The sequence below is a fragment of the Streptomyces maremycinicus genome (genome assembly GCF_001184025.1).
Lineage (GTDB): Bacteria > Actinomycetota > Actinomycetes > Streptomycetales > Streptomycetaceae > Streptomyces > Streptomyces maremycinicus.
Genome location: NZ_BBYG01000026.1, coordinates 63,010 through 84,404 on the forward strand (window position 1 = coordinate 63,010; position 21,395 = coordinate 84,404).

General features: G+C 70.7%; 20 protein-coding genes. 8 read left to right on the top strand and 12 right to left on the bottom strand.

Annotated features, from left to right (window positions below):
- Positions 1 to 73: 73 nt before the first annotated feature.
- The 3 genes from folB (at position 74) to AOQ37_RS36395 (ending at position 1,599) form a co-directional block, all read left to right on the top strand.
- A complete protein-coding gene (folB, locus tag AOQ37_RS36385) occupies positions 74 to 433 on the top strand; it encodes a dihydroneopterin aldolase (RefSeq protein WP_062651180.1) in 360 nt (119 codons plus the stop codon).
- Complete coding sequence (gene folK, locus AOQ37_RS36390; protein WP_062651181.1) at positions 430 to 1,041, top strand: 2-amino-4-hydroxy-6-hydroxymethyldihydropteridine diphosphokinase; 612 nt, start codon at positions 430 to 432, stop codon at positions 1,039 to 1,041. Before folB ends, folK begins: the two co-directional genes overlap by 4 nt.
- A 72-nt stretch (positions 1,042 to 1,113) precedes the next feature.
- Entirely contained in the window at positions 1,114 to 1,599 is a 486-nt protein-coding gene (locus AOQ37_RS36395) for a DUF3180 domain-containing protein (protein ID WP_062651183.1), read from the top strand.
- An 87-nt stretch (positions 1,600 to 1,686) separates the two neighbouring features.
- Here the strand turns inward: AOQ37_RS36395 and folE are convergent, their stop codons facing one another.
- The 6 genes from folE to dacB all read right to left on the bottom strand — a co-directional run bounded on the left by folE (position 1,687) and on the right by dacB (position 9,447).
- Entirely contained in the window at positions 1,687 to 2,292 is a 606-nt protein-coding gene (gene folE / locus AOQ37_RS36400) for a GTP cyclohydrolase I FolE (RefSeq protein WP_020132503.1), read from the bottom strand.
- 151 nt (positions 2,293 to 2,443) lie between these two features.
- A complete protein-coding gene (gene ftsH / locus AOQ37_RS36405) occupies positions 2,444 to 4,483 on the bottom strand; it encodes an ATP-dependent zinc metalloprotease FtsH (protein ID WP_062651184.1) in 2,040 nt (679 codons plus the stop codon).
- Between the two features lie 186 nt (positions 4,484 to 4,669).
- On the bottom strand, positions 4,670 to 5,230 hold the full coding sequence (gene hpt, locus AOQ37_RS36410; protein ID WP_057601282.1) for a hypoxanthine phosphoribosyltransferase: 561 nt from the start codon (positions 5,228 to 5,230) through the stop codon (positions 4,670 to 4,672).
- A 72-nt stretch (positions 5,231 to 5,302) separates the two neighbouring features.
- A complete protein-coding gene (tilS, locus tag AOQ37_RS36415; protein WP_062651186.1) occupies positions 5,303 to 6,334 on the bottom strand; it encodes a tRNA lysidine(34) synthetase TilS in 1,032 nt (343 codons plus the stop codon).
- 210 nt (positions 6,335 to 6,544) lie between these two features.
- Positions 6,545 to 7,675: an Rv3626c family coenzyme F420 biosynthesis-associated protein gene (locus AOQ37_RS36420; RefSeq protein ID WP_078890555.1), complete on the bottom strand. Its 1,131-nt coding sequence runs from the start codon at positions 7,673 to 7,675 to the stop codon at positions 6,545 to 6,547.
- A 110-nt stretch (positions 7,676 to 7,785) separates the two neighbouring features.
- On the bottom strand, positions 7,786 to 9,447 hold the full coding sequence (dacB, locus tag AOQ37_RS36425) for a D-alanyl-D-alanine carboxypeptidase/D-alanyl-D-alanine endopeptidase (RefSeq protein WP_078890556.1): 1,662 nt from the start codon (positions 9,445 to 9,447) through the stop codon (positions 7,786 to 7,788).
- Positions 9,448 to 9,526: 79 nt separating this feature from the next.
- On the opposite strand from dacB, the gene AOQ37_RS36430 reads away from it, so the two are divergent.
- Entirely contained in the window at positions 9,527 to 10,018 is a 492-nt protein-coding gene (locus AOQ37_RS36430; protein ID WP_003975424.1) for an inorganic diphosphatase, read from the top strand.
- A gap of 123 nt (positions 10,019 to 10,141) precedes the next feature.
- Positions 10,142 to 11,803 carry a threonine/serine exporter family protein gene (locus AOQ37_RS36435; protein WP_062651193.1) on the top strand — a complete coding sequence of 554 codons (1,662 nt, stop codon included), beginning with the start codon at positions 10,142 to 10,144 and terminating at the stop codon, positions 11,801 to 11,803.
- A gap of 22 nt (positions 11,804 to 11,825) precedes the next feature.
- Here AOQ37_RS36435 and AOQ37_RS36440 read toward each other — a convergent pair whose 3' ends face one another.
- Positions 11,826 to 12,869: a DedA family protein gene (locus AOQ37_RS36440; RefSeq protein WP_062651195.1), complete on the bottom strand. Its 1,044-nt coding sequence runs from the start codon at positions 12,867 to 12,869 to the stop codon at positions 11,826 to 11,828.
- A gap of 141 nt (positions 12,870 to 13,010) precedes the next feature.
- Between AOQ37_RS36440 and AOQ37_RS36445 the strand changes: the two genes are divergently transcribed.
- The gene (locus AOQ37_RS36445) at positions 13,011 to 13,376 is read left to right on the top strand and encodes a YbjQ family protein (protein WP_062651197.1); all 366 of its coding nucleotides are present in this window, start codon (positions 13,011 to 13,013) and stop codon (positions 13,374 to 13,376) included.
- 141 nt (positions 13,377 to 13,517) lie between these two features.
- Here the strand turns inward: AOQ37_RS36445 and AOQ37_RS36450 are convergent, their stop codons facing one another.
- On the bottom strand, positions 13,518 to 14,279 hold the full coding sequence (locus AOQ37_RS36450; RefSeq protein WP_062651199.1) for a MerR family transcriptional regulator: 762 nt from the start codon (positions 14,277 to 14,279) through the stop codon (positions 13,518 to 13,520).
- A 126-nt stretch (positions 14,280 to 14,405) separates the two neighbouring features.
- Between AOQ37_RS36450 and AOQ37_RS36455 the strand changes: the two genes are divergently transcribed.
- Positions 14,406 to 15,689, top strand: a complete 1,284-nt coding sequence (locus tag AOQ37_RS36455; RefSeq protein ID WP_062651201.1) for an ion channel protein — start codon at positions 14,406 to 14,408, stop codon at positions 15,687 to 15,689.
- A 29-nt stretch (positions 15,690 to 15,718) separates the two neighbouring features.
- Positions 15,719 to 17,125 (top strand): glutamate decarboxylase, encoded by a 1,407-nt coding sequence (gene gad / locus AOQ37_RS36460; protein WP_062651203.1) that lies wholly within the window; start codon positions 15,719 to 15,721, stop codon positions 17,123 to 17,125.
- Between the two features lie 127 nt (positions 17,126 to 17,252).
- Here the strand turns inward: gad and AOQ37_RS36465 are convergent, their stop codons facing one another.
- From AOQ37_RS36465 to AOQ37_RS36480, 4 genes are all read right to left on the bottom strand, one after another.
- Complete coding sequence (locus AOQ37_RS36465; protein WP_062651205.1) at positions 17,253 to 18,014, bottom strand: ABC transporter permease; 762 nt, start codon at positions 18,012 to 18,014, stop codon at positions 17,253 to 17,255.
- A complete protein-coding gene (locus AOQ37_RS36470) occupies positions 18,011 to 18,982 on the bottom strand; it encodes an ATP-binding cassette domain-containing protein (RefSeq protein ID WP_062651207.1) in 972 nt (323 codons plus the stop codon). Before AOQ37_RS36470 ends, AOQ37_RS36465 begins: the two co-directional genes overlap by 4 nt.
- 129 nt (positions 18,983 to 19,111) lie before the next feature.
- Positions 19,112 to 19,753 (bottom strand): PadR family transcriptional regulator, encoded by a 642-nt coding sequence (locus tag AOQ37_RS36475; RefSeq protein WP_062651210.1) that lies wholly within the window; start codon positions 19,751 to 19,753, stop codon positions 19,112 to 19,114.
- Between the two features lie 97 nt (positions 19,754 to 19,850).
- Positions 19,851 to 21,311: an aldehyde dehydrogenase family protein gene (locus AOQ37_RS36480; protein WP_062651212.1), complete on the bottom strand. Its 1,461-nt coding sequence runs from the start codon at positions 21,309 to 21,311 to the stop codon at positions 19,851 to 19,853.
- Positions 21,312 to 21,395: the final 84 nt, after the last annotated feature.

A 21,395-nucleotide genomic window follows, 5' to 3' on the forward strand; every position in this document is an offset into this window, starting at 1 on the left:
ATTCGTTCGAGGCCGGGGTGCCGACCGCACCCGGACGCACCGGCCGAAACCGACGATTGCAGGAGTGATTCGCGTGGATCGTGTCGCGCTGCGCGGCCTCAAGGCCCGCGGGTACCACGGCGTGTTCCCCAAGGAACGCGAGGAGGGCCAGACCTTCATCGTGGACCTCGTGCTGGGCCTGGACACCCGACCGGCCGCGGCCGACGACGACCTGGCGAAGACCGTCCACTACGGCATCGTGGCGGAGGAGGTCGTGGCGGTCGTCCAGGGCGACGCCGTCGACCTCATCGAGACGCTCGCGGAGCGCATCGCCCAGGCCTGTCTGAAGCACGAAGGGGTCCAGGAGGTCGAGGTCTGCGTCCACAAACCGGACGCCCCGATCACGGTCCCCTTCGACGACGTGACCGTCACCATCACCCGGAGCCGAGTATGACCGCGTTCTTCACCGAGGGTCAGAGCGACCCGACCGTACAGCCGGTACCCGCCTCCGTCGTGGAGAAGGTCGACGCCGCCGACACCACCCTGCACAACCCCCAACGGGCCGTGATCGCCCTCGGCTCCAACCTCGGCAACCGTCTGGAGACCCTCCAGGGCGCCATCGACGCCCTGGAGGACACCCCCGGCGTCCGGGTCAAGGCCGTCTCCCCGGTGTACGAGACGGAGCCGTGGGGCGTCGAGCCCGGCAGCCAGCCCTCGTACTTCAACGCGGTGGTGGTGCTGAAGACGACCCTCCCGCCGTCCTCCCTGCTGGAGCGGGCGCACGCGGTCGAGGAGGCCTTCCACCGGGTGCGGGAGGAGCGCTGGGGCGCGCGCACCCTCGACGTCGACATCGTCGCGTACGCCGATGTCGTCGACGACGACCCGCAGCTCACCCTCCCCCACCCCCGCGCCCACGAACGCGCCTTCGTCCTCGCCCCGTGGCACGACGTGGAGCCCGAGGCCCAGCTGCCCGGCCGCGGCACGGTCGCCGGTCTGCTGGACGCCGTGACCCGCGAGGGCGTCGCGGCGCGCAAGGACCTGGAACTCCACCTGCCCGAGTAGTCGTTAAGGTCGACAGGACCACTGCCCGCGGGATGTCCATGCCCGCGGGCTCGGGGGAGTTGAAGGGACACCGTGAGAGAGCTGCGCATCAGGGTGCTGGCCGGCGTGTTCGGCGTGGCCGCGATCCTGTCCTGGGCCGGCGCCCGCCTCTGGAACTCGATCGGGACCCTGCCCAGCGTCCCGCTGGCCGCGCCCATCGTCCTCGCCCTGATCGCCGTGGTGCTCACCGCCACCGCGCTGTCGCTGCGCGCCCGGCTCAAGGCCCAGCGTGAGCGCCGCCCCGACGCCAAGGGCGTCGACCCGCTGATGGCGGCCCGCGCGGTCGTGTTCGGCCAGTCCAGCGCCCTGGTGGCCGCCCTCGTCTCCGGCATGTACGGCGGGACGGGCGTCTTCCTGCTGGAGTCCCTGGACATCCCCGCCCGCCGCGACCAGGCCATCTACGCCGGTTTCTCGGTCCTGGCGGGCATCGCGGTCATAGCGGCGGCCATCTTCCTGGAGCGCGTCTGCAAGCTGCCCGAGGACGACGACCAGGACAAGGGAGCGGCGTCACCGGCGTGACGGCGTGACGCTCCACCCGGGGCGCGGGCAGGCCCACCCCGCGCGTGGCAGCTCCTCAGCGGGCCATGACGGTGCGCGGCGGGCCCGTCAGCGGGCCATGATCAGGCTCATCGCCTCGTTGCGCGTCGCCGCGTCGCGCAGCTGGCCCCGCACCGCCGAGGTGATGGTCTTGGCGCCGGGCTTGCGGATGCCCCGCATCGACATGCACATGTGCTCGCACTCGATGACGACGATCACCCCGCGCGGCTCCAGGATCTCCATCAGGGAGTCGGCGATCTGCGTGGTGAGTCGTTCCTGCACCTGCGGACGGCGCGCGTAGACGTCCACCAGCCGGGCCAGCTTGGACAGGCCGGTGATCTTCCCCGAGGTGGACGGGATGTACCCGACGTGGGCGACGCCCCTGAACGGCACCAGATGGTGTTCGCAGGTGCTGAACACCTCGATGTCCTTCACGAGCACCATCTCGTCGTGCCCCAGGTCGAAGGTCGTCGTCAGCACGTCCTCGGGCTGCTGCCACAGACCGGCGAATATCTCCTTGTACGCCCGCGCAACCCGCGCCGGCGTCTCCCGGAGGCCCTCGCGGTCCGGGTCCTCGCCGACCGCGATCAGCAGCTCGCGTACGGCGTTCTCGGCGCGCTTCTCGTCGAACTCGCCGATGGCGCCCTCGCCGTCCAGCGTCACGGGGTCGGTCATGTGGTGCCTCGTTCCTGTGCGGGTCACGCGTGTGGGTCACGCGCCTCGTCGCGGCATCGACAGACGTCAGACGAAAATGCCGCGCCCCCCAGGCTAGAACCTGGGGGGCGCGGCATCCATTCCGGGCCTGGTGGGGCACCCGGGAGCCTGATCAGCTCTCGGGGCGGTCCTCCGGGGCCGGCTCGGTCACCGGGGTGGGTTCCACCGCGGTGGACTTCGCCGTGGAGATCGCCGGCGTCGCGCCGTTGGCACCGTTCGTCAGCGCGAGCTCCCTGGGGGAGAGCACCGGCGGACGGGTGGACGGCGTACGCCGCGAGGAGCCGGTCCAGGCGGGCCTCGCCGGACGCTTGACGATCGCGGAGAAGACCTCGGCGATCTGCTCCTTGTTCAGCGTCTCCTTCTCGAGCAGCTGAAGCACCAGGTTGTCGAGGACGTCGCGGTTCTCGACCAGGATCTCCCAGGCCTCGTTGTGCGCGTTCTCGATGAGCTTCTTGACTTCCTCGTCCACCAGCGCGGCGACCTCTTCCGAGTAGTCGCGCTGGTGAGCCATCTCACGGCCGAGGAACGGCTCGGTGTTGTCGCCGCCGAACTTGATCGCGCCCAGACGCTCGGTCATGCCGTACTGGGTGACCATCGCGCGGGCCGTGGCGGTGGCCTTCTCGATGTCGTTCGCGGCGCCGGTGGTCGGGTCGTGGAAGACCAGTTCCTCGGCGGCGCGGCCACCCAGCATGTACGCCAGCTGGTCGAGCATCTCGTTGCGCGTGGTCGAGTACTTGTCCTCGTCCGGCAGGACCATCGTGTAGCCGAGGGCCCGTCCGCGCGACAGGATCGTGATCTTGTGGACCGGGTCGGAGTTCGGGGAGGCCGCCGCGACCAGGGCGTGTCCGCCCTCGTGGTACGCGGTGATCTTCTTTTCCTTGTCCGACATGATCCGGGTCCGCTTCTGCGGGCCCGCCACGACGCGGTCGATGGCCTCGTCCAGCGAGTGGTTGTCGATGAGCTTCTTGTCGCTGCGCGCCGTGAGGAGCGCCGCTTCGTTCAGCACGTTCGACAGGTCCGCGCCGGTGAAGCCCGGGGTACGGCGGGCGACGGCCGACAGGTCGACGTCCGGGGCGACCGGCTTGCCCTTCTGGTGAACCTTGAGGATCTCCAGACGGCCCTGCATGTCCGGGCGGTCGACCGCGATCTGGCGGTCGAAACGGCCGGGCCGCAGCAGCGCGGGGTCGAGGATGTCGGGCCGGTTCGTGGCGGCGATGAGGATCACGCCGCCCTTCACGTCGAAGCCGTCCATCTCGACGAGCAGCTGGTTCAGCGTCTGCTCGCGCTCGTCGTGACCGCCGCCGAGGCCGGCGCCGCGATGGCGGCCGACCGCGTCGATCTCGTCGACGAAGACGATCGCCGGGGCGTTCGCCTTGGCCTGCTCGAACAGGTCACGGACCCGGGAGGCACCGACACCGACGAACATCTCGACGAAGTCGGAACCCGAGATCGAGTAGAAGGGAACGCCCGCCTCACCGGCGACGGCACGCGCGAGAAGCGTCTTGCCGGTACCGGGCGGGCCGTACAGGAGCACGCCCTTGGGGATCTTGGCGCCGACGGCCTGGAACTTCGCCGGTTCCTGGAGGAATTCCTTGATCTCGTGGAGTTCCTCGACCGCCTCGTCCGAGCCCGCGACGTCGGCGAAGGTCGTCTTCGGGGTGTCCTTGGTGATGAGCTTCGCCTTGGACTTCCCGAAGTTCATGACTCGGGAGCCGCCGCCCTGCATCTGATTCATCAGGAACAGGAAGACGACCACGATGAGGACGAAGGGGAGCAGGGACAGCAGGATCCCGACGAAGGCGTTCTGCTTCGTCGGCGAGACTGTGTATCCGTCCGGGATCTGCTTGTCCTGGTACTTGGTCTGAAGCGTGTTGGCAATGGTCACGCCCTGGTCGCCGATGTAGCTCGCCTGGATCTTCGAGCTGTCCTTGACCTTTTCGCCGTCCTTGAGCGTGACCTTGATGGTCTGCTCGTCACCGGTGGTGAGCTTGGCCGACTCGACCTTGTTGTCGTTGATCGCTGCAATGACCTGGCCGGTGTCCACCGTCTTGTAGCCGCCGGACGAGCCGACGACCTGCATCAACACGACCACGGCAAGGACGGCCAGCACGATCCACATGACCGGCCCACGGAAGTATCGCTTCACGTCCATCCATACGGAGCGGTGTCGCCCCGTCCCTCCTGCCATAGTGAGTTTGATAAGACAGTTCTTCTGACGGTACCCCAGCTTTGTCGCGCGGAGCCGCACGGGACGGCTGGCGCACCCGTCTGCATGCTCCAACGGCGAAAGGCCCGCCGGGGTTCCCGATCTTCGTACGGGGCTTGGGCCCTTCGGGTCTCAGCCGCCGTAGACGTGGGGCGCGAGCGTACCCACGAACGGGAGGTTGCGGTACTTCTCGGCGTAGTCGAGGCCGTAGCCGACGACGAACTCGTTGGGAATGTCGAAGCCGACCCACTCGACGTCGATGGCGACCTTGGCGGCCTCGGGCTTGCGCAGCAGCGTGCACACCTTGAGGGTGGCGGGCTCGCGCGAGCCGAGGTTGGAGATCAGCCAGGACAGCGTCAGACCGGAGTCGATGATGTCCTCGACGATCAGGACGTGACGGCCCTTGATGTCGGTGTCCAGGTCCTTGAGGATCCGTACGACCCCGGAGGACTGGGTGCCCGCGCCGTAGGACGACACGGCCATCCAGTCCATGGTGACGGGGGTGGACAGGGATCGGGCGAGGTCGGCCATGACCATCACGGCGCCCTTCAGGACACCGACGATGAGCAGGTCCTTGCCCGCGTATTCCGCATCGATCTTCGCGGCCAGTTCGACCAGCTTCGCGTCGATCTCTTCCTTGGTGATGAGCACCTCTTTGAGGTCGGTGCCCATGTCTTTCGCGTCCACCCGCATCACTTTCGGTTGTCCCACCGGCCACCGGGACCGCCCACGACCACGTAAGCGGTCCTGCCGGAGGGCCCGGATTCAGCCTTGCCGAATCACCAGTCTGCCACCCTGGCGCTGAGCGACGACTTTGCCGGGGAGATTGATGACCCCCTGGCCGCGCCAACCGGTGATCAGCCGGTCGACCTCCTCGATGTGCCGGGCGAAGAGGGAACCGGCCGGAGCGCCCGCCTCGATGGCGGCGCGGCGCAGGATCCGACGGCGCACGGCGGGCGGCAGGGCGTAGAGCTTGGCGCACTCCAGGAGACCGGCGGCGTCCCGTACCGAGGACTCGGCCTGGCCCGCCCAGGCGTCGAGGGCGTCGGCGTCGTCACGGGACAGCTGGGCCGTACGGGCGAGCGCCTCGACGACGCCCTTGCCGAGCGCCTTCTCCAGTGCGGGCAGTCCCTCGTGGCGCAGCCGGGAGCGGGTGTAGGCCGGGTCGGCGTTGTGCGGGTCGTCCCAGACGGGCAGGGACTGGACCATGCAGGCCTTGCGGGCGGTCTGCCGGTCGAGCTGGAGGAAGGGGCGGCGGTAGCGGCGGGCGGCCCCCGGGCCGCCGGAGACGGCCGCCATCCCGGACAGGGAGCGGATGCCGGAGCCGCGGGCGAGGCCGAGGAGGACGGTTTCGGCCTGGTCGTCGCGGGTGTGGCCGAGCAGGACCGCGACTGCGCCGTGCCGGACGGCGGCGTCGTCGAGGGCTGCGTAGCGCGCGTCACGGGCGGCGGCCTCGGGGCCGCCCTCGCGGCCCACGGTCACCGCCGTGGCCTCCACGGGGTCGAGGCCGAGTTCGCGCAGCCGCAGGACGACTTCCTCGGCGCGCAGGTCGGAGCCGGGCTGGAGGCCGTGGTCGACGGTGACACCGCCGGCCCGGATGCCCAGCCGGGGCGCCTCGAAGGCGAGGGCGGAGGCGAGCGCCATGGAGTCGGCGCCGCCGGAGCACGCCACGAACACGAGCGGCGGTGCCGGTCGCTCGCGGGAGTCCGTCTCGGGGGCGGGATGGTCGTTGAGGATGTCGTGGAGTACGCGGCGGACCGCCAGGCGTATCGCCGCGACCGCAGGATGGGGACCCACTGTCCGGTTCCCTTCATGAAGTTTTCGGGGTGAACCCGAGGTTCAGTCACGCAGAGTGTGTAGATGGTGACAGAACCCGGCCGTTCCCCGAGCATTGCACGCCTGCCCAGGGCTCACGGTCCCTCGGACGGGTGATTGAAGGGGCGTTCTCCTGCCGTCGGCCGGATTCGGTTCACCGTGTTCGTGGCCACCGTCTTTCCGGCGGGTTCCTCACTCGGCCTTGCGGTGCACGCGCGCGACCCACTCCGCCGGCTTGGCGATCTCGGCCTTGGTCGGAAGTGTGTTCGGGGAGGTCCAGACGCGGTTGAACCCGTCCATGCCCACCTCGTCGACGACGGCCCGTACGAAGCGCTCGCCGTCCCGGTACTGCTTGAGCTTGGCGTCCAGGCCGAGCAGCTTGCGCAGGGCGATGTCCAGTCGCGAGGCGCCCTTGGCGCGGCGCTGCTGGAACTTCTCACGGATCTCGGCGACGGACGCGACGACCTCGGGGCCCACTCCGTCCATGACGAAGTCGGCGTGTCCCTCCAGGAGCGACATGACGGCGGTGAGGCGGGCGAGGATCTCGCGCTGGGCGGGCGTCTGCACCAGTTCGACCAGGGAACGGCCGCCGTCGTCCTCCTCGCCCTCGGGCCGGCCGCCGGCGAGGGACTGGGCCGCGTCCCTGACCCGCTCCAGGAACGTCATGGGATCGACGTCGGTCTCGCCGAGGAACGACTGGATCTCGCCCTCGAGATGGTCGCGCAGCCAGGGCACGGCCGAGAACTGGGTGCGGTGCGTCTCCTCGTGGAGGCACACCCAGAGCCGGAAGTCGTGGGGCTCCACGTCGAGTTCGCGTTCCACGTGGACGATGTTCGGCGCGACGAGCAGCAGCCGCCCGCCGCCGTTGGCCCCGGCGGGGAGTTCGCGGGTGGCGGGGGCGAAGGTCTCGTACTGGCCGAGGACGCGGGAGGACAGGAACGACAGCAGCATGCCGAGTTCGACGCCGGTGACCTTGCCGCCGACGGCGCCGAGGACCGCGCCGCCGGGGGTGCTGCCGCGCCGTTCCTGCATCTTGTCGAGGAGGGGTTTGAGGATCTCGCGGAATCCCGCCACGTTCGCCGCCACCCAGCCGGGGCGGTCGACGACGAGGACCGGGGTGTCGTGGATCTCCTCGGTGCCCATACGAGTGAAGCCCCGGACGTGTCCCTCCGAGGCTTTGGCGTGTCGGCGCAGTTCCGCGACGACGGCACGGGCCTCGTCACGGCTGACCTCCGGTCCCGGCCGCACGAGCCGGGTCGCGGTCGCCACCGCGAGATTCCAGTCGACCATCCCCGAAGAAGCAGCGCCACCGATGCTCGTCATGCGTCAACCGTACGTGAGCACCGCCGTCGGGGGCAGGCCGCGGACGACCGGTCAGGGAGATGTCAGGGTCCGGGCCGGGGGCGGCCCGGGGGTGCCGGGGCCGCGCCCCCTCAGCGGCAGCCGCATCCCGCCAGCGCCGTCGCCGCGCGGTCCAGCGCCGCCTGGGCCGCCGCCGGGTCGCTCGTGCCGGCCGCCAGGAGCGCGAACGCGAGGAGGCGGCCGTCCTGGTCGACGACCGTGCCCGCGAGGGTGTTCACGCCGGTCAGGGTGCCGGTCTTGGCCCGGACGACACCGGCCGCGCCCTCGGTGTAGCGGCTGGTGAGGGTGCCGGTGAAGCCCGCGACGGGCAGGCCGGTGAGGACGGGCCGCAGCTCGGGGCGGGCGGCGTCGCCGGCCTTGACCAGGAGAGCCGTCAGGAGGTTCGCCGTGAGCCGGTCCTCGCGGTCGAGACCGCTGCCGTCCTTGATCCGGACGCCGGTCAACGGCAGCCCCAGCTTCTTCAGTTGCGCCTGGACGGCCTTGCCGGCGCCGGCGAAGTCGGGGCGGCCGCCGGTCGCGACGGCGGTCTGGCGGGCGAGCGCCTCGGCGATGTCGTTGTCGCTGTTGGTCAGCATCCGTTCGACCAGGACGGACAGCGGGGGCGAGGAGACCGTGGCGAGGGTCTGCGCGCGCGTGGTGGCCTTGGAGGGGCCGGGGGCGGAGGTCTTGACGCCCGCGGCCGCCAGGAACTCGGCGAACCGGCGGGTCGCGTCGGCCGCCGGGTCGCTCACCCGGGCCGTCGGGCCGCTGGTGGAGTCGTCGGTACGGCCCTCGTCCGCGGACAGGGCGGTGACCGGGGCGAGGTTGGGGTTGACCCCGATGGGGTGAATCCGGGTTCCGGCGAACAGCGTCGTGTCGTACGAGAGCGTCACCTCGGTGAGGCCGCGCTTCTTCAGCGCGGCCGCCGTGGAACGGGCGAGGGCGCGCAGGTCGGCCCAGCCCCCGGCGTCCGCGCGGGCCGTGAGGGTGGGGTCACCGCCGCCGACGAGGACGACCTCCCTGGTGTCGGGTTCCAGGGCGGCGCGGGTGGTGAGGCGGTGCTCGCCGCCCATCGCGGAGAGCGCGGCGACCGCGGTGGCGATCTTCGTGGTGGACGCCGGGGTCAGCGCCTGGTCGGCGCCGGAGCCGTACAGCCGCTTGCCGGTGGCCACGTCGACGACCACGGCGGTCCGCCGGGCTCCGAGGGCCGGATCGCCCAGGAGGGGGCCCAGGACGCCCGCGAGGCCCGTACCGGTCGGAAGACCGTCGGAGGCGGACTTCACGGCGTTGGTGGCGGCGCCCAGGCCCGTGAGGACGGAGGCGGCGCTCGGCGCCGGCCGCGGCGCTCCGGCCGCCGTGTCGGAGGTACCGGACGAATCGTCCGTACGGCCGTGATCTGTGCCACCCACCCGTTCCAGGGCGACGGCCCGGTCCCGCTCCGCCGTACGCTGACCGGTGGAGTCCCAAGGACCGGCGGCGGTCACCACACCGGCGGCCAGTGCCAGCCCGGCGGTCGCCGCACCCGCGGTGTACTGCCAGGACCTGGCGTTCGGACCGGCCTTCGTGATCCGCTCGAGCTGCGGCTTCGCCGCCTGTGTGAGCCGTGCGACCTGCGGCTTCGCGGCCGCCGTCACCCGTGCGAGACGAGGTCGTACGATCCCTGCGGCCCGTGCCAGACGCGGTCGTACGGCGTCCGTTACCCGCACCACGTGCGGTCTCGCGGCCCGCCAAAGCCTCAGCTCTGGCACGAACACCAGCCCCTTTCGCGATCACACAGCAGCGTGAGGGACACTTAACCACCAGAACTATGTGCTGATCATGGAGGAGCCACCGGTGGAGTTCGACGTCACGATCGAGATCCCGAAGGGTTCGCGGAACAAGTACGAGGTGGACCACGAGACCGGTCGGATCCGCCTGGACCGTCGACTCTTCACCTCGACCGCCTACCCGACCGACTACGGATTCGTCGAGAACACTCTCGGCGAGGACGGCGACCCGCTGGACGCGCTGGTCATCCTGGACGAGCCGACGTTCCCGGGCTGCCTGATCCGCTGCCGCGCGATCGGCATGTTCCGGATGACGGACGAGGCCGGCGGCGACGACAAGCTGCTCTGCGTCCCGTCGACCGACCCGCGCGTGGAGCACCTGCGGGACATCCACCACGTGTCGGAGTTCGACCGTCTGGAGATCCAGCACTTCTTCGAGGTCTACAAGGACCTGGAGCCCGGCAAGTCCGTCGAGGGCGCCGACTGGGTCGGCCGCACCGAGGCCGAGGCCGAGATCGAGCGGTCCTACAAGCGTTTCAAGGACCAGGGCGGCCACTGAGGCCGTTGTGGCCTCTGTCGCCTGATGTCACCGGAAGGGCCGCACGCGTACGCGTGCGGCCCTTCCGGCCGTCTGTGCGCATACTGAGGCCTACGGAAGGTGTCGTTCAGGGAGCGTTGCTGAGTGTCGGAGGCGGAGGACCGCAAGCCGCAGTCGGACGAGGCGAGGAGTGGCTTCGACCCCGAGATCACGTCCGAGTTCGCGATCCCGGCGGGGCTGGCCGCCCCCAGAACCGGCGGTGAGCCGGAGACCACGTCGGAGTTCGCCGTCCCGACCGGGCTGGACGTGAGCCCGCCCGCCGCCGCGGAGGGCGAGGGATCCGCGTTCAGCCCGCCGAGCACCTACAGCGCGCGCCAGGCCCCGACGGCCTTCACACCGGCCGAGGGCGTGCCGGTGGTCAGCCTGATCAAGGACCTGCCCTGGCAGGACCGGATGCGCACGATGCTGCGGATGCCGGTGGCCGACCGGCCCGCGCCGGAGCCGGGGCCGAAGGCGGAGGAGGGCGGTCCGGCCGTCCCGCGCGTGCTCGACCTGACCCTGCGCATCGGCGAGCTGCTGCTCGCGGGCGGGGAGGGCGCCGAGGACGTGGAGGCCGCGATGTTCGCGGTCTGCCGCTCGTACGGGCTCGACCGCTGCGAACCGAACGTCACCTTCACCCTGCTGTCGATCTCGTACCAGCCGTCCCTCGTGGAGGACCCGGTGACGGCGTCCCGGACGGTCCGCCGCCGGGGCACCGACTACACGCGCCTGGCGGCCGTCTTCCGGCTCGTGGACGACCTCAGCGACCCGGAGAGCCACCTCTCCCTGGAGGAGGCCTACCGGCGGCTCGCGGAGATGCGCCGCAACCGGCATCCGTACCCCGGCTGGGTGCTGACCTCGGCGAGCGGGCTGCTCGCCGGCGCGGCCTCGGTGCTGGTCGGCGGCGACCTGGTCGTGTTCGTGGCGGCGGCGCTCGGCGCGATGCTCGGTGACCGGCTGGCGTGGCTCTGCGCGGGGCGCGGGCTGCCGGAGTTCTACCAGTTCCTGGTCGCCGCGATGCCGCCGGCCGCGATAGGCATCGCGCTGACCCTGGGGCACGTCGACGTGAAGGCGTCCGCGGTCATCACCGGTGGGCTGTTCGCGCTGCTCCCGGGACGGGCGCTGGTGGCGGGCGTCCAGGACGGCCTGACCGGCTTCTACATCACCGCGGCCGCGCGTCTGCTGGAGGTCATGTACTTCTTCGTGGGCATCGTGGTGGGCGTGCTGGTGATGCTCTACGTCGGAGTGCAGCTCGGCGCGCATCTCAATCCGGACGCGGCCCTGGGCATCACCGAGCGGCCGCTGTGGCAGATCGGCGCGTCGATGCTGCTGTCGTTGACCTTCGCGGTGCTGCTCCAGCAGGAACGGTCCACCGTGCTGGCCGTCACGCTGAACGGCGGCGTGGCGTGGTCGGTGTACGGCGCGATGCACTACGCCGGGGAGATCTCGCCGGTCGCCTCCACGGCCGTCGCGGCGGGCGTGGTGGGTCTGTTCGGGCAGTTGCTCTCGCGCTACCGCTTCGCCTCCGCCCTGCCGTACACGACGGCGGCGATCGGGCCCCTGCTGCCGGGCTCGGCGACCTACTTCGGGCTGCTGGCCATCGCGCAGAACGAGGTGGACGCGGGCCTGGTGTCGATCACCAAGGCGGCGGCGCTGGCCATGGCCATCGCGATCGGCGTGAACCTCGGATCCGAGATCTCGCGGCTGTTCCTGCGGATCGGCTCCGCCGAGAAGCGGCGGGCCGCCAAGCGGACGCGGGGCTTCTGAGCCCCGCGCCCCTCCCCCGGGTCTAGTAGCCCTGCCCCTGGCCCTGGTTGTCGTAGGGGTAGCGGCCGTTCTGCGGAGCCCCGTACGGCTGCTGCTGGGGCTGCGGCTGCTGCGGCCAGTCGTCCTGGGGGTACTGCTGCTGCGGGTACGGCTGCTGCTGGCCGTAGTAGTCCTGCTGCCCGCCCGGGTGTTGCCCCTGGTTCTGGCCCTGACCCTGGCCGCCCTGGCCCTGGTGCTGACCCTGACCCTGACCCTGACCCTGGCCCTGGCCCTGCGGGTGTCCCTGGTGGCGGCCCTGGTTGCCGTACCGGTACTGCTCGTCGTACTGGTCGATCCGGCGGAGCTGGGTCGTCGCGTCGTCCATGACCGGGGCCTGCTGGTGCGGCCGCTGCTCGTGCGGCTGGTGCTGTCCGGGAGTGTGCGACGAGGGCTCCTGGGGGTCCTTCTTGGCCTTCGAGCGGGCCCGCAGGAACTCGATGATGATCGGGACCACGGAGACGAGGACGATCAGGATGAGGATCGCCTCGATGTTCTTCTTGACGAAGTCGATGTTGCCCAGCCAGGAACCGAGCAGCGTGACACCCGCGCCCCACAGGACGCCGCCGATGACGTTGAAGACCAGGAACGAGCGGTACCGCATGCCGCTGACGCCGGCGATGATCGGCGTGAACGTCCGCACGATGGGCACGAAGCGGGCCAGGACCAGGGACTTCGGGCCGTACTTCTCGAAGAACTCGTGCGCCTTGGTGACGTTCTCCTGCTTGAACAGGCGGGAGTCCGGCCGGTTGAAGAGCGACGGCCCGACCTTCTTGCCGAACATGTAGCCCGCCTGGTCGCCCAGGATCGCGGCGACGCAGATCAGCGCGACCGCACCCCACAGGGGGAAGTCCAGCTGGTTCGACGTGATCAGCAGACCGGCGGTGAACAGCAGGGAGTCGCCCGGCAGGAAGAACCCGATCAGCAGGCCGGACTCCGCGAAGACGATGAGCAACAGGCCCCAGAGACCGAAGTTGTCGAGCAGGTAATTGGGGTCCAGCCAGCTCGGTCCGAGGGCGATCGTCGTCACGGTTCCGGGCTCCTGAGGGGTGGGAGAAGGTACGGCGTCCATGGTGCAGCCGCACAAAGCTATCAACGCAATGTGTCCGCCCCAGGTTCCACGCATGCCTCCGGGATGCACTGTGGGCCCGCTGGGACGAAGCTGTGAGCCATGGGCATCGAAGACTACGGCGGCGGGCAGGGCCCCGAGCCGGACGTACTGGTCGTCACCACCAACGACGTACCCGGGTTCCGGGTGCAGCGGGTCCTCGGCGAGGTCTTCGGGCTGACCGTGCGCTCACGGCACCTGGGCAGCCAGATCGGCGCCGGCCTCAAGTCGATGATCGGCGGTGAGCTGAAGGGTCTGACGAAAACCCTCGTCGAGACCCGCAACCAGGCCATGGAACGCCTCGTCGAGCAGGCACGCGCGCGGGGAGCCAACGGCGTGCTGATGTTCCGCTTCGACGTGACGGAGGCGGCGGAGGTGGGCACGGAGGTGTGCGCCTACGGGACCGCGGTGGTCCTGGTCCCGGAGTGACGCCCGGCCGGGTCCCCGCCTGACCGCGAGGACCCGCCAGGGCCTGCCAGGTCCCTCCAAGGCCTGGGACGGCCCGACAGGGCCTGCGGGGACCCGCCAGGGCCGTCCTGCGCCGTCCTTCCGCCCGGCCCGCGACCCGTCCTACGCCGTGCGGCGGGCCGCGTTCGCCCTGATCGCCTCCTCGAGGTGCTCGGCGAGGCCCGGCCGCATCGCGTCGTAGAACGCCTTGAAGCGCTCGTCGGAGACGTACATCTCCCCCAGACAGCGGTGCATGTCGTACGGGCAGTCGTAGAACCACCTGCCGATGTGCTGCCGGTGTTCCTCGGCCATGTCCATGGCCGCCACCCCGGCCGGCGGCTCACCGTCGGCCATCAGGCCCGCGTAGCGCTCGCTCCAGTCGGCGACCTCGGCCTGGAGACGCTTCCAGTCCTCCTTGGTGTAGCGGGCGGCGCGGCGCTGCGACTCCGCGTAGGCCTCGGTGCCGCCCCAGCGCTGCTCCGCCTCCTCGGCGTACCGCTCGGGGTCCTTGTCGCCGAAGACCTCGAACCTCTCCTCGGGTGTGAGGTCGATACCCATCTCGCGTGCCTCCATCGCGTGTTCCACGGCCGCGGCCATCTTCTCCAGCTGCTCGATCCGGGCGGTCAGCAGTTCGTACTGGCGGCGCAGATGCGCTCGCGGGTCGGCCGCCGGATCGTCGAGCAGGGCCGCGACGTCCTCGAGCGGGAAGCCGAGCTCGCGGTAGAACAGGATCCGCTGGAGCCGGTCGAGGTCGGCGTCGTCGTAACGCCGGTGCCCCGCGTGGCTGCGCCCGCCGGGGACGAGCAGACCGATGTCGTCGTAATGGTGCAGCGTGCGCACCGTGACACCGGCGAATCCGGCGACCTGTCCTACGGAGTAGCCCACTTCGTCCGCTCCTTCCTCGGTACGCGCTCCACGGTGCGTCCTGACGTCACGTGAGGTGCAAGGCGATTCGGCCGCGGTGGCCGCCGTCCGGATGTCATGTCCGTTTTGCCCGCTTATCGTGAGCCCGTGGCCCAGGACACCGCACAGCAGCAGCCCAGCGTTCCGGCGCACCCGGCACGAGCCCTGCTGCCGTCGATCCTGCCCGCTCTCGTCATCGGCGTGCTGGCGAGCCTCGTGCTCCTGCTGGTGGAGGGGGCGGCCGAGCAGCTCCAGGACGTGCTGTGGCAGAACCTTCCGGACGCGCTGGGTGTGGGCAGGTACTCGGTCCTCTGGATGATGGTCATGCTCGTCTCGACCGGCGTGCTGGTGGGGCTGGTGGTGTGGAAGGTGCCGGGGCACGCAGGTCCCGACCCGGCCACGATGGGGCTGGACGCGCGCGTGCTGCCGCCGGTGGTCCTCCCCGGGCTGCTGGTGGCGACCGCGCTGATGCTGGCGGGCGGGCCGAGCCTGGGCCCGGAGAACCCGATCATCGCGGTGAACGTGGCGGTCGTCTTCTGGCTGGGCCACCGGCTCCGCCCGCGGACGCCGGGCGAGGCGTGGGTCGTCCTCGCGGAGGCGGCGACCATCGGCGCGCTGTTCGGTACGCCGGTGGCGGCGGCGCTGCTGATCTCCGAGGCGCTGGCGGGGCGCCAGACCAGGGGTCCGCTGTGGGACAGCGTCTTCGCGCCGCTGGTCGCCGCCGCGGCGGGCGCGATGACGACCACTCTGGTGGCCCATCCGAGCTTCGACATGCATCTGCCGCCGTTCGGACAGCCCGGCTGGGACGATCTGCTGGCGGCGGTCGTGGTCGCGTCGGCGGGCGCGCTGCTCGGCATGTGCGGCGTCTACGCCTTCCCGTACCTGCACCGCGCGTTCTCGCGGCTGCGGCACCCGATGCTGATCCTGCCGGCCGGCGGGGTCGTGCTGGGGCTGCTGGCGGCCGTGGGCGGCCATCTGACGCTCTTCAAGGGGCTGGACGAGGTCGCGGAGCTCTCCGCCGACCCCGACGGCTGGACGGCCGGGCAGTTCGCCACCATGACGGTGGTGAAGATGGCCGCGCTGGTCGTCGCCGCGACCTCCGGTTTCCGGGGCGGGCGCATCTTCCCGGCCGTGTTCGTGGGCTCCGCCCTCGGCCTCACCGCCCACGCGCTCGTGCCGGGCGTCCATCCGGCGGTGGGCGTGGCCACGGGCGTGCTGGGCGTCCTGCTGGCCATCACCCGCCAGGGCTGGGTGAGCCTTTTCGTCGCGGCCGTCCTGGTCGCCTCGCCCTCGATCATCGCGCTGCTGTGCATCGCCTCGCTGCCGGCCTGGCTGCTGGTGACGGGACGGCCGCAGATGCAGTTGCGCGAGGACGGAACTCCGGTCCGCTGACACCCGTTCGATCCTTCAGGAGGCAGTCCATGCCGTTGCACAAAGGTCCCCAGAAGCCCGACGAGCGCCCCTTGTCCGTCAACCCCTTCTACGGCGAGGCGAATCCGGTCAGCGGCATGCTGGAGGCGCCGCCCAAGCACCGGCTGCCGGACGGCCCGACCCCACCGAGCGCGGCGTACCAGCTGGTGCACGACGAGCTGATGCTGGACGGCAACTCACGGCTCAACCTGGCCACCTTCGTCACCACCTGGATGGAGCCGCAGGCCGGTCTCCTGATGGCGGAGTGCCGGGACAAGAACATGATCGACAAGGACGAGTACCCGCGCACCGCCGAGCTGGAGCGGCGCTGTGTGGCGATGCTCGCCGACCTGTGGAACGCGCCCGACCCGTCGGCGGCCGTGGGCTGTTCGACGACCGGTTCGAGCGAGGCGTGCATGCTCGCCGGGATGGCGCTGAAACGGCGGTGGGCGCAGCGTGCGGGCGACCGCTACCCGGGGGCCCGGCCGAATCTCGTGATGGGCGTCAACGTCCAGGTCTGCTGGGAGAAGTTCTGCAACTTCTGGGAGGTGGAGGCCCGGCTGGTCCCCATGGAGGGGGACCGCTTCCACCTCGACCCGCAGGCCGCGGCCGAGCTGTGCGACGAGAACACCATCGGGGTCGTCGGCATCCTCGGCTCCACCTTCGACGGGTCCTACGAGCCGATCTCCGAGCTGTGCGCGGCACTGGACGCCCTTCAGGAGCGGACCGGACTCGACGTCCCGGTGCACGTGGACGGCGCTTCCGGCGCGATGATCGCCCCCTTCCTCGACGAGGACCTGGTGTGGGACTTCCGTCTCGCGCGCGTGGCGTCCATCAACACCTCGGGGCACAAGTACGGGCTGGTGTACCCGGGCGTCGGCTGGGCGCTGTGGCGGGACAAGGAGGCCCTGCCGGAGGAGCTGGTCTTCCGGGTGAACTACCTGGGCGGTGACATGCCGACCTTCGCCCTCAACTTCTCGCGGCCGGGCGCCCAGGTCGTCGCGCAGTACTACACGCTGCTGCGGCTGGGCCGCGCGGGCTACCGCGCGGTGCAGCAGACCACGCGGGACGTGGCCCGGAGCATCGCCGACCGGGTGGAGGCGCTCGGCGACTTCCGGCTCCTCACCCGGGGCGACGAACTGCCGGTGTTCGCCTTCACGACGGCCCCGGACGTGACCTCGTACGACGTCTTCGACATCTCGCGGCGGATGCGTGAGAGCGGCTGGCTGGTGCCCGCGTACACCTTCCCGCCGAACCGGGAGGATCTGTCCGTCCTGCGGGTCGTGTGCAGAAACGGCTTCTCGGAGGACCTCGCCGACCTGTTCGTGGAGGACCTCAACCGGCTGCTGCCGGAACTGCGCCGGCAGTCGGGTCCGCTGACCCGGGACAAGAGCGCGGCGACCGGGTTCCACCACTAGTCCGTGTCCGCGTGGCCGGGGGCACGGAAGTCCGTGTTCGCGTGGTCGGGGGCACGGAAGTCCGTGTCCGCGTGGTCGGGGGCACGGAGCCCGGCCCCCGGCCACGCGAGCCCGTCGTCCGCTCGGCTCAGTGGCTCATGCGGGTGAACCTGCGGACCGCCAGGGGGAAGAAGATCGCCAGGAGGGCCAGGGGCCAGGCGACGGCCGCCCAGATGTGGGCCGCGTCGGGGCCCGCGGCGCCGAACAGGTCACGGGTCGCGGTCGCCGTCCGGGACATCGGGTTCCATTCGACGGCCGTACCCAGCCAGCCGGGCATGGAGGTCGGGGCGGCGAGGGCGTTCGAGAGGAAGCCGACCGGCCAGACGAGGATCTGCACGGCCTGTACCATCTCCGGTTTCCCGGCCACCAGCGCCAGATGGATGCCGATCCACAGCATCGCGAAGCGGAAGAGCAGGAGCAGCCCCACGGCGGCCAGGAAGGAGCCCGGGCCTCCCTGGGGACGCCAGCCGAGCGCGAGGCCGACGGCGATCAGCACGGCCAGGCCCACGGCCGACTGGAGCATGTCGGCCGCCGAACGGCCCACCAGGACCGCGCCGTCGGCCATCGGCATGGCGCGGAACCGGTCGATGACCCCCTTGTTGAGATCCTGGGTGACGGCGAGCATCGTGCCCTCCAGGCCGAAGGCCATGGTGAGCGCGAGCATGCCCGGCATCAGGTAGTCGAGGTAGTCGCCGCTCACCCCGCGGCCGCCGCCCACCAGGTAACCGAACATCAGCAGCAGCATCACGGGAAAGACGAGCCCGACGACCAGCCGCCCCGGCTGCCGTGCCCAGTGGGCGAGTTCGCGCCGGGTCATGGTCCAGGAATCGGTCAGCGCGTACGTAGTCACACGGTCTCCTTCGTACGGTCGTCGTGCCCGGTCAGGTGCAGGAACACCTCGTCCAGCGTGGGGCGGCGCAGGGCCACGTCCTCCGCCTCGACGCCGGCCTCCTCCAGCGCGCGGACGACGGCGGAGAGGGCGGCCATGCGGTCGGTGACGGGGGCGCTGAGCAGGCGGCGATCAGGGTCGACGGTGACGTCCGCCGCGGGCAGCGGCAGCAGTGCGAGGGCGGCGCCCAGCAGGCCCGCGTCGCGCAGGACGACGTCGATGCGGTCGCCGCCGGTCAGCGCCTTCAGTTCGTCGACCGTGCCGTCGGCTATCACCCGGCCCCGGTCGACGACGGAGATCCGGTCGGCGAGCTGGTCGGCCTCCTCCAGGTACTGGGTGGTGAGCACGACCGTCGTCCCGCCGCCGACCAGTGAGCGGACCGCGGACCACACCTCGGCGCGCCCGCGCGGGTCGAGGCCGGTGGTCGGCTCGTCCAGGAAGAGGACCTCGGGGTCGGTGCCGTCCCGGTTGCCGATGAGGGAGGCGGCCAGGTCCAGGCGGCGGCGCATGCCTCCGCTGAAGGCACGGACCGGTTTGCGTCCGGTCGCGGTGAGGTCGAAGCGCTCTAGCAGTTCGTCGGCGCGCACGCGCGCGTGGCGGGCGCCGAGGTGATGGAGGCGGCCGAACAGCTCCAGGTTCTGGCGGCCGCCCAACTCCTCGTCCAGGGCGGCGTGCTGGCCGAGCAGGCCGATGCGCAGGCGGACCTCCCTGGCCTGGCGCACGACGTCGTGTCCGGCCACCTCGACGCGTCCGGAGTCCGGCCGCAGCAGTGTGGACAGGATCCTGACCAGGGTCGTCTTGCCCGCGCCGTTCGGTCCGAGCACCCCGTGCACGGTGCCGCGGGCCACCGTGAGGTCGAGCCCGTCCAGCGCCTGGGTGTCGCCGTACCTCTTGCGTACTTCTTCGACGGTGATCGCCGTGTCGGCCACGAAAGTCCCCCCGACTCATCCACTAATCAAACTTGACTACTGCCAAAGTAACGCCACGCGTCAGGCTAGTCAAACTTGATCAGTGTGGATCAGCGAGGGGCAGTACGGATCCGCGCGGATCAGTGCGGATCAGCGAGCGTCCCCCGGATGCCGCTCCTCCGTGGCGTACGGGTTCTCCTCGCCCTCGGCGAGGACGCCGACGAACGGCTCGCCCTCCCCCGCGAAGGTGTACGCGCCGCCCTCGATCCGGGCGATCAGACCCCGCGTCCAGGCGGCCTCGGCGTCGGCCGTGTGGAGCCAGAGGTTCATGATCTCCCCGATGTGGCCCAGCTGCTCCGGCCCGTCCTCGGGGACGTAGTGCTCGGTGACGGCGGAGCGCCACTCCTCGATGCCGCGGATGCGCTCCTTCAGGAGCGCCGCGGCCTCCGCGCGCGGGAGGTCGACCACGAAGCCGATGGCCGCCGACTTCACGTCCGTCTTCTGGTCGTACGAGGTCAGCGCCTCGCGCAGCAGCCTGAAGTACTCCTCGGTACCGGCCTCGGTGATCTCGTACTCGGTGCGCGGCGGGCCGCCCGCGGTGGACGGGGCCGTCTCGTGCTCGCGCAGCAGCCCCTGTTTCGCCAGCTGCTTCAGGGCGTGGTAGATCGAGCCCGGCTTGGCGTTGGACCACTCGTGGGCGCCCCAGTACTCCAGGTCGCCGCGCACCTGGTAGCCGTGGGCCCGCCCGTGCTGACGCACGGCGCCCAGCACGAGAAGACGGATCGCAGACATGCGCCCAGGTTATGGCGTGGCGGACCCGCGCCCGTCAGGTGCCCGGGCCCGGGTCCGCCGACGCCGCCGAAGGGACGCCCTCAGGGCGCCGGGCGGCTCAGAACGGGAATCCGCTGCGGCCGTGCTGGACCGAGATCCACTTCGTGGTGGTGAAGGCCTCCAGGGTCGTCTCGCCGTTGAGGCGGCCGACGCCGGAGTTCTTCTCGCCGCCGAAGGGCACGATCGGCTCGTCGTGGACGGTGGCGTCGTTGACGTGGATCATGCCGGTCACGATCTGCTTGGCGAAGCGCACGCCCCGCTCGATGTCTCCGGTGTGGACCGCGCCGCTGAGGCCGTACGGCGTGTCGTTGGCGATGCGGACCGCCTCCTCCTCGCCGTCGAAGGTGTTGATGAAGACGACCGGACCGAAGACCTCCTGCTGGAGCAGGGCGGAGTCGGCGGGCAGACCGGCCAGCACGGACGGCTCGACGAGGTTGTCCGTGGTCGTGCCGTGCAGCAGGGCGGTCGCGCCCTCGGCGATCGCCTGCTCGACGACGCCGGTCACGGCCTCCGCCTGCTGGGAGTTGATCACCGGGCCGATGGCGGTCTGCGGGTCGCGCGGGTCGCCGGCCTTGAGGGTCTTCACCTTGGCGACGAACTTCTCGGTGAACTCGTCCGCGAGCGAGCGGTCGACCAGGATGCGGTTGGCGGCCATGCAGACCTGGCCCTGGTGGACGAAGCGGCTGAAGACGGCCGCGTCGACCGCGTAGTCGACATCGGCGTCGTCGAGGACGACGAAGGCGCTGTTGCCGCCGAGTTCGATGATGGACCGCTTGAAGTGCGAGGCGGCGACGGTGGCGACATGGCGGCCGACCTTGTCGGAACCGGTGAAGGAGATGACCCGCGGGATCGGGTGCTCCAGGAAGGCGTCGCCGATCTCGGCGATGTCGGTCACGACGACGTTCAGCAGGCCCGGGGGCAGACCGGCGTCCTCGAAGAGCTTGGCGATCACGGTGCCGCCGGCGATCGGGGTGTTCTGGTGCGGCTTGAGCACCACACCGTTGCCGAGGGCCAGCGCGGGGGCGACCGACTTCAGCGACAGCAGGAAGGGCACGTTGAACGGGCTGATCACCCCGACGACGCCGACCGGCTCCCGGTAGACGCGGTTCTCCTTGCCGTCGATCGGCGAGGGCAGGATGCGGCCCTCGGGACGCAGCGCCAGGTGGATCGACTCGCGCAGGAACTCCTTGGCGAGGTGCAGTTCGAAGGCGGCCTTGCCGAAGGTGCCGCCGGCCTCCGCGACGAGGACCTCGCTGATCTCCGCCTCTCGCTCCTCGACCAGCCGCAGCACCTTCTCGAACACCGAGCGGCGGGCGTAGGCATTGGTCGCGGCCCACTGCTTCTGGACGCGGGCCGCGGCACGGTAGGCGTCGTCGACCTCGTCGACGGTGGCTATGGTGATCGAGGCCAGCTTCTCGCCGTCGTAGGGATTGAAGTCGATGATGTCCCAGGACCCGGTCCCCGGACGCCACTTACCGTCGATGTACTGCTGGGCCAGGTCAGTGAAGTAGGACGACATGTGATCCCTCAATCCCCTGCTGCGATCGGCTGTGATCAGTCGGTATCACGATCTGATCACACGTCATCGTACGGGGGTTTCAAG

What these genes read in the sequence shown, in the direction of transcription:
- folK (WP_062651181.1), top strand. Translation starts at nt 430, where the DNA reads ATGACCGCGTTCTTCACCGAGGGTCAGAGCGACCCGACCGTACAGCCG.
- folE (WP_020132503.1), bottom strand. Translation starts at nt 2,292, where the DNA reads ATGACCGACCCCGTGACGCTGGACGGCGAGGGCGCCATCGGCGAGTTC.
- ftsH (WP_062651184.1), bottom strand. Translation starts at nt 4,483, where the DNA reads ATGGACGTGAAGCGATACTTCCGTGGGCCGGTCATGTGGATCGTGCTG.
- hpt (WP_057601282.1), bottom strand. Translation starts at nt 5,230, where the DNA reads ATGCGGGTGGACGCGAAAGACATGGGCACCGACCTCAAAGAGGTGCTC.
- AOQ37_RS36420 (WP_078890555.1), bottom strand. Translation starts at nt 7,675, where the DNA reads ATGACGAGCATCGGTGGCGCTGCTTCTTCGGGGATGGTCGACTGGAAT.
- AOQ37_RS36445 (WP_062651197.1), top strand. Translation starts at nt 13,011, where the DNA reads ATGGGCATCGAAGACTACGGCGGCGGGCAGGGCCCCGAGCCGGACGTA.
- gad (WP_062651203.1), top strand. Translation starts at nt 15,719, where the DNA reads ATGCCGTTGCACAAAGGTCCCCAGAAGCCCGACGAGCGCCCCTTGTCC.
- AOQ37_RS36475 (WP_062651210.1), bottom strand. Translation starts at nt 19,753, where the DNA reads ATGTCTGCGATCCGTCTTCTCGTGCTGGGCGCCGTGCGTCAGCACGGG.
- AOQ37_RS36480 (WP_062651212.1), bottom strand. Translation starts at nt 21,311, where the DNA reads ATGTCGTCCTACTTCACTGACCTGGCCCAGCAGTACATCGACGGTAAG.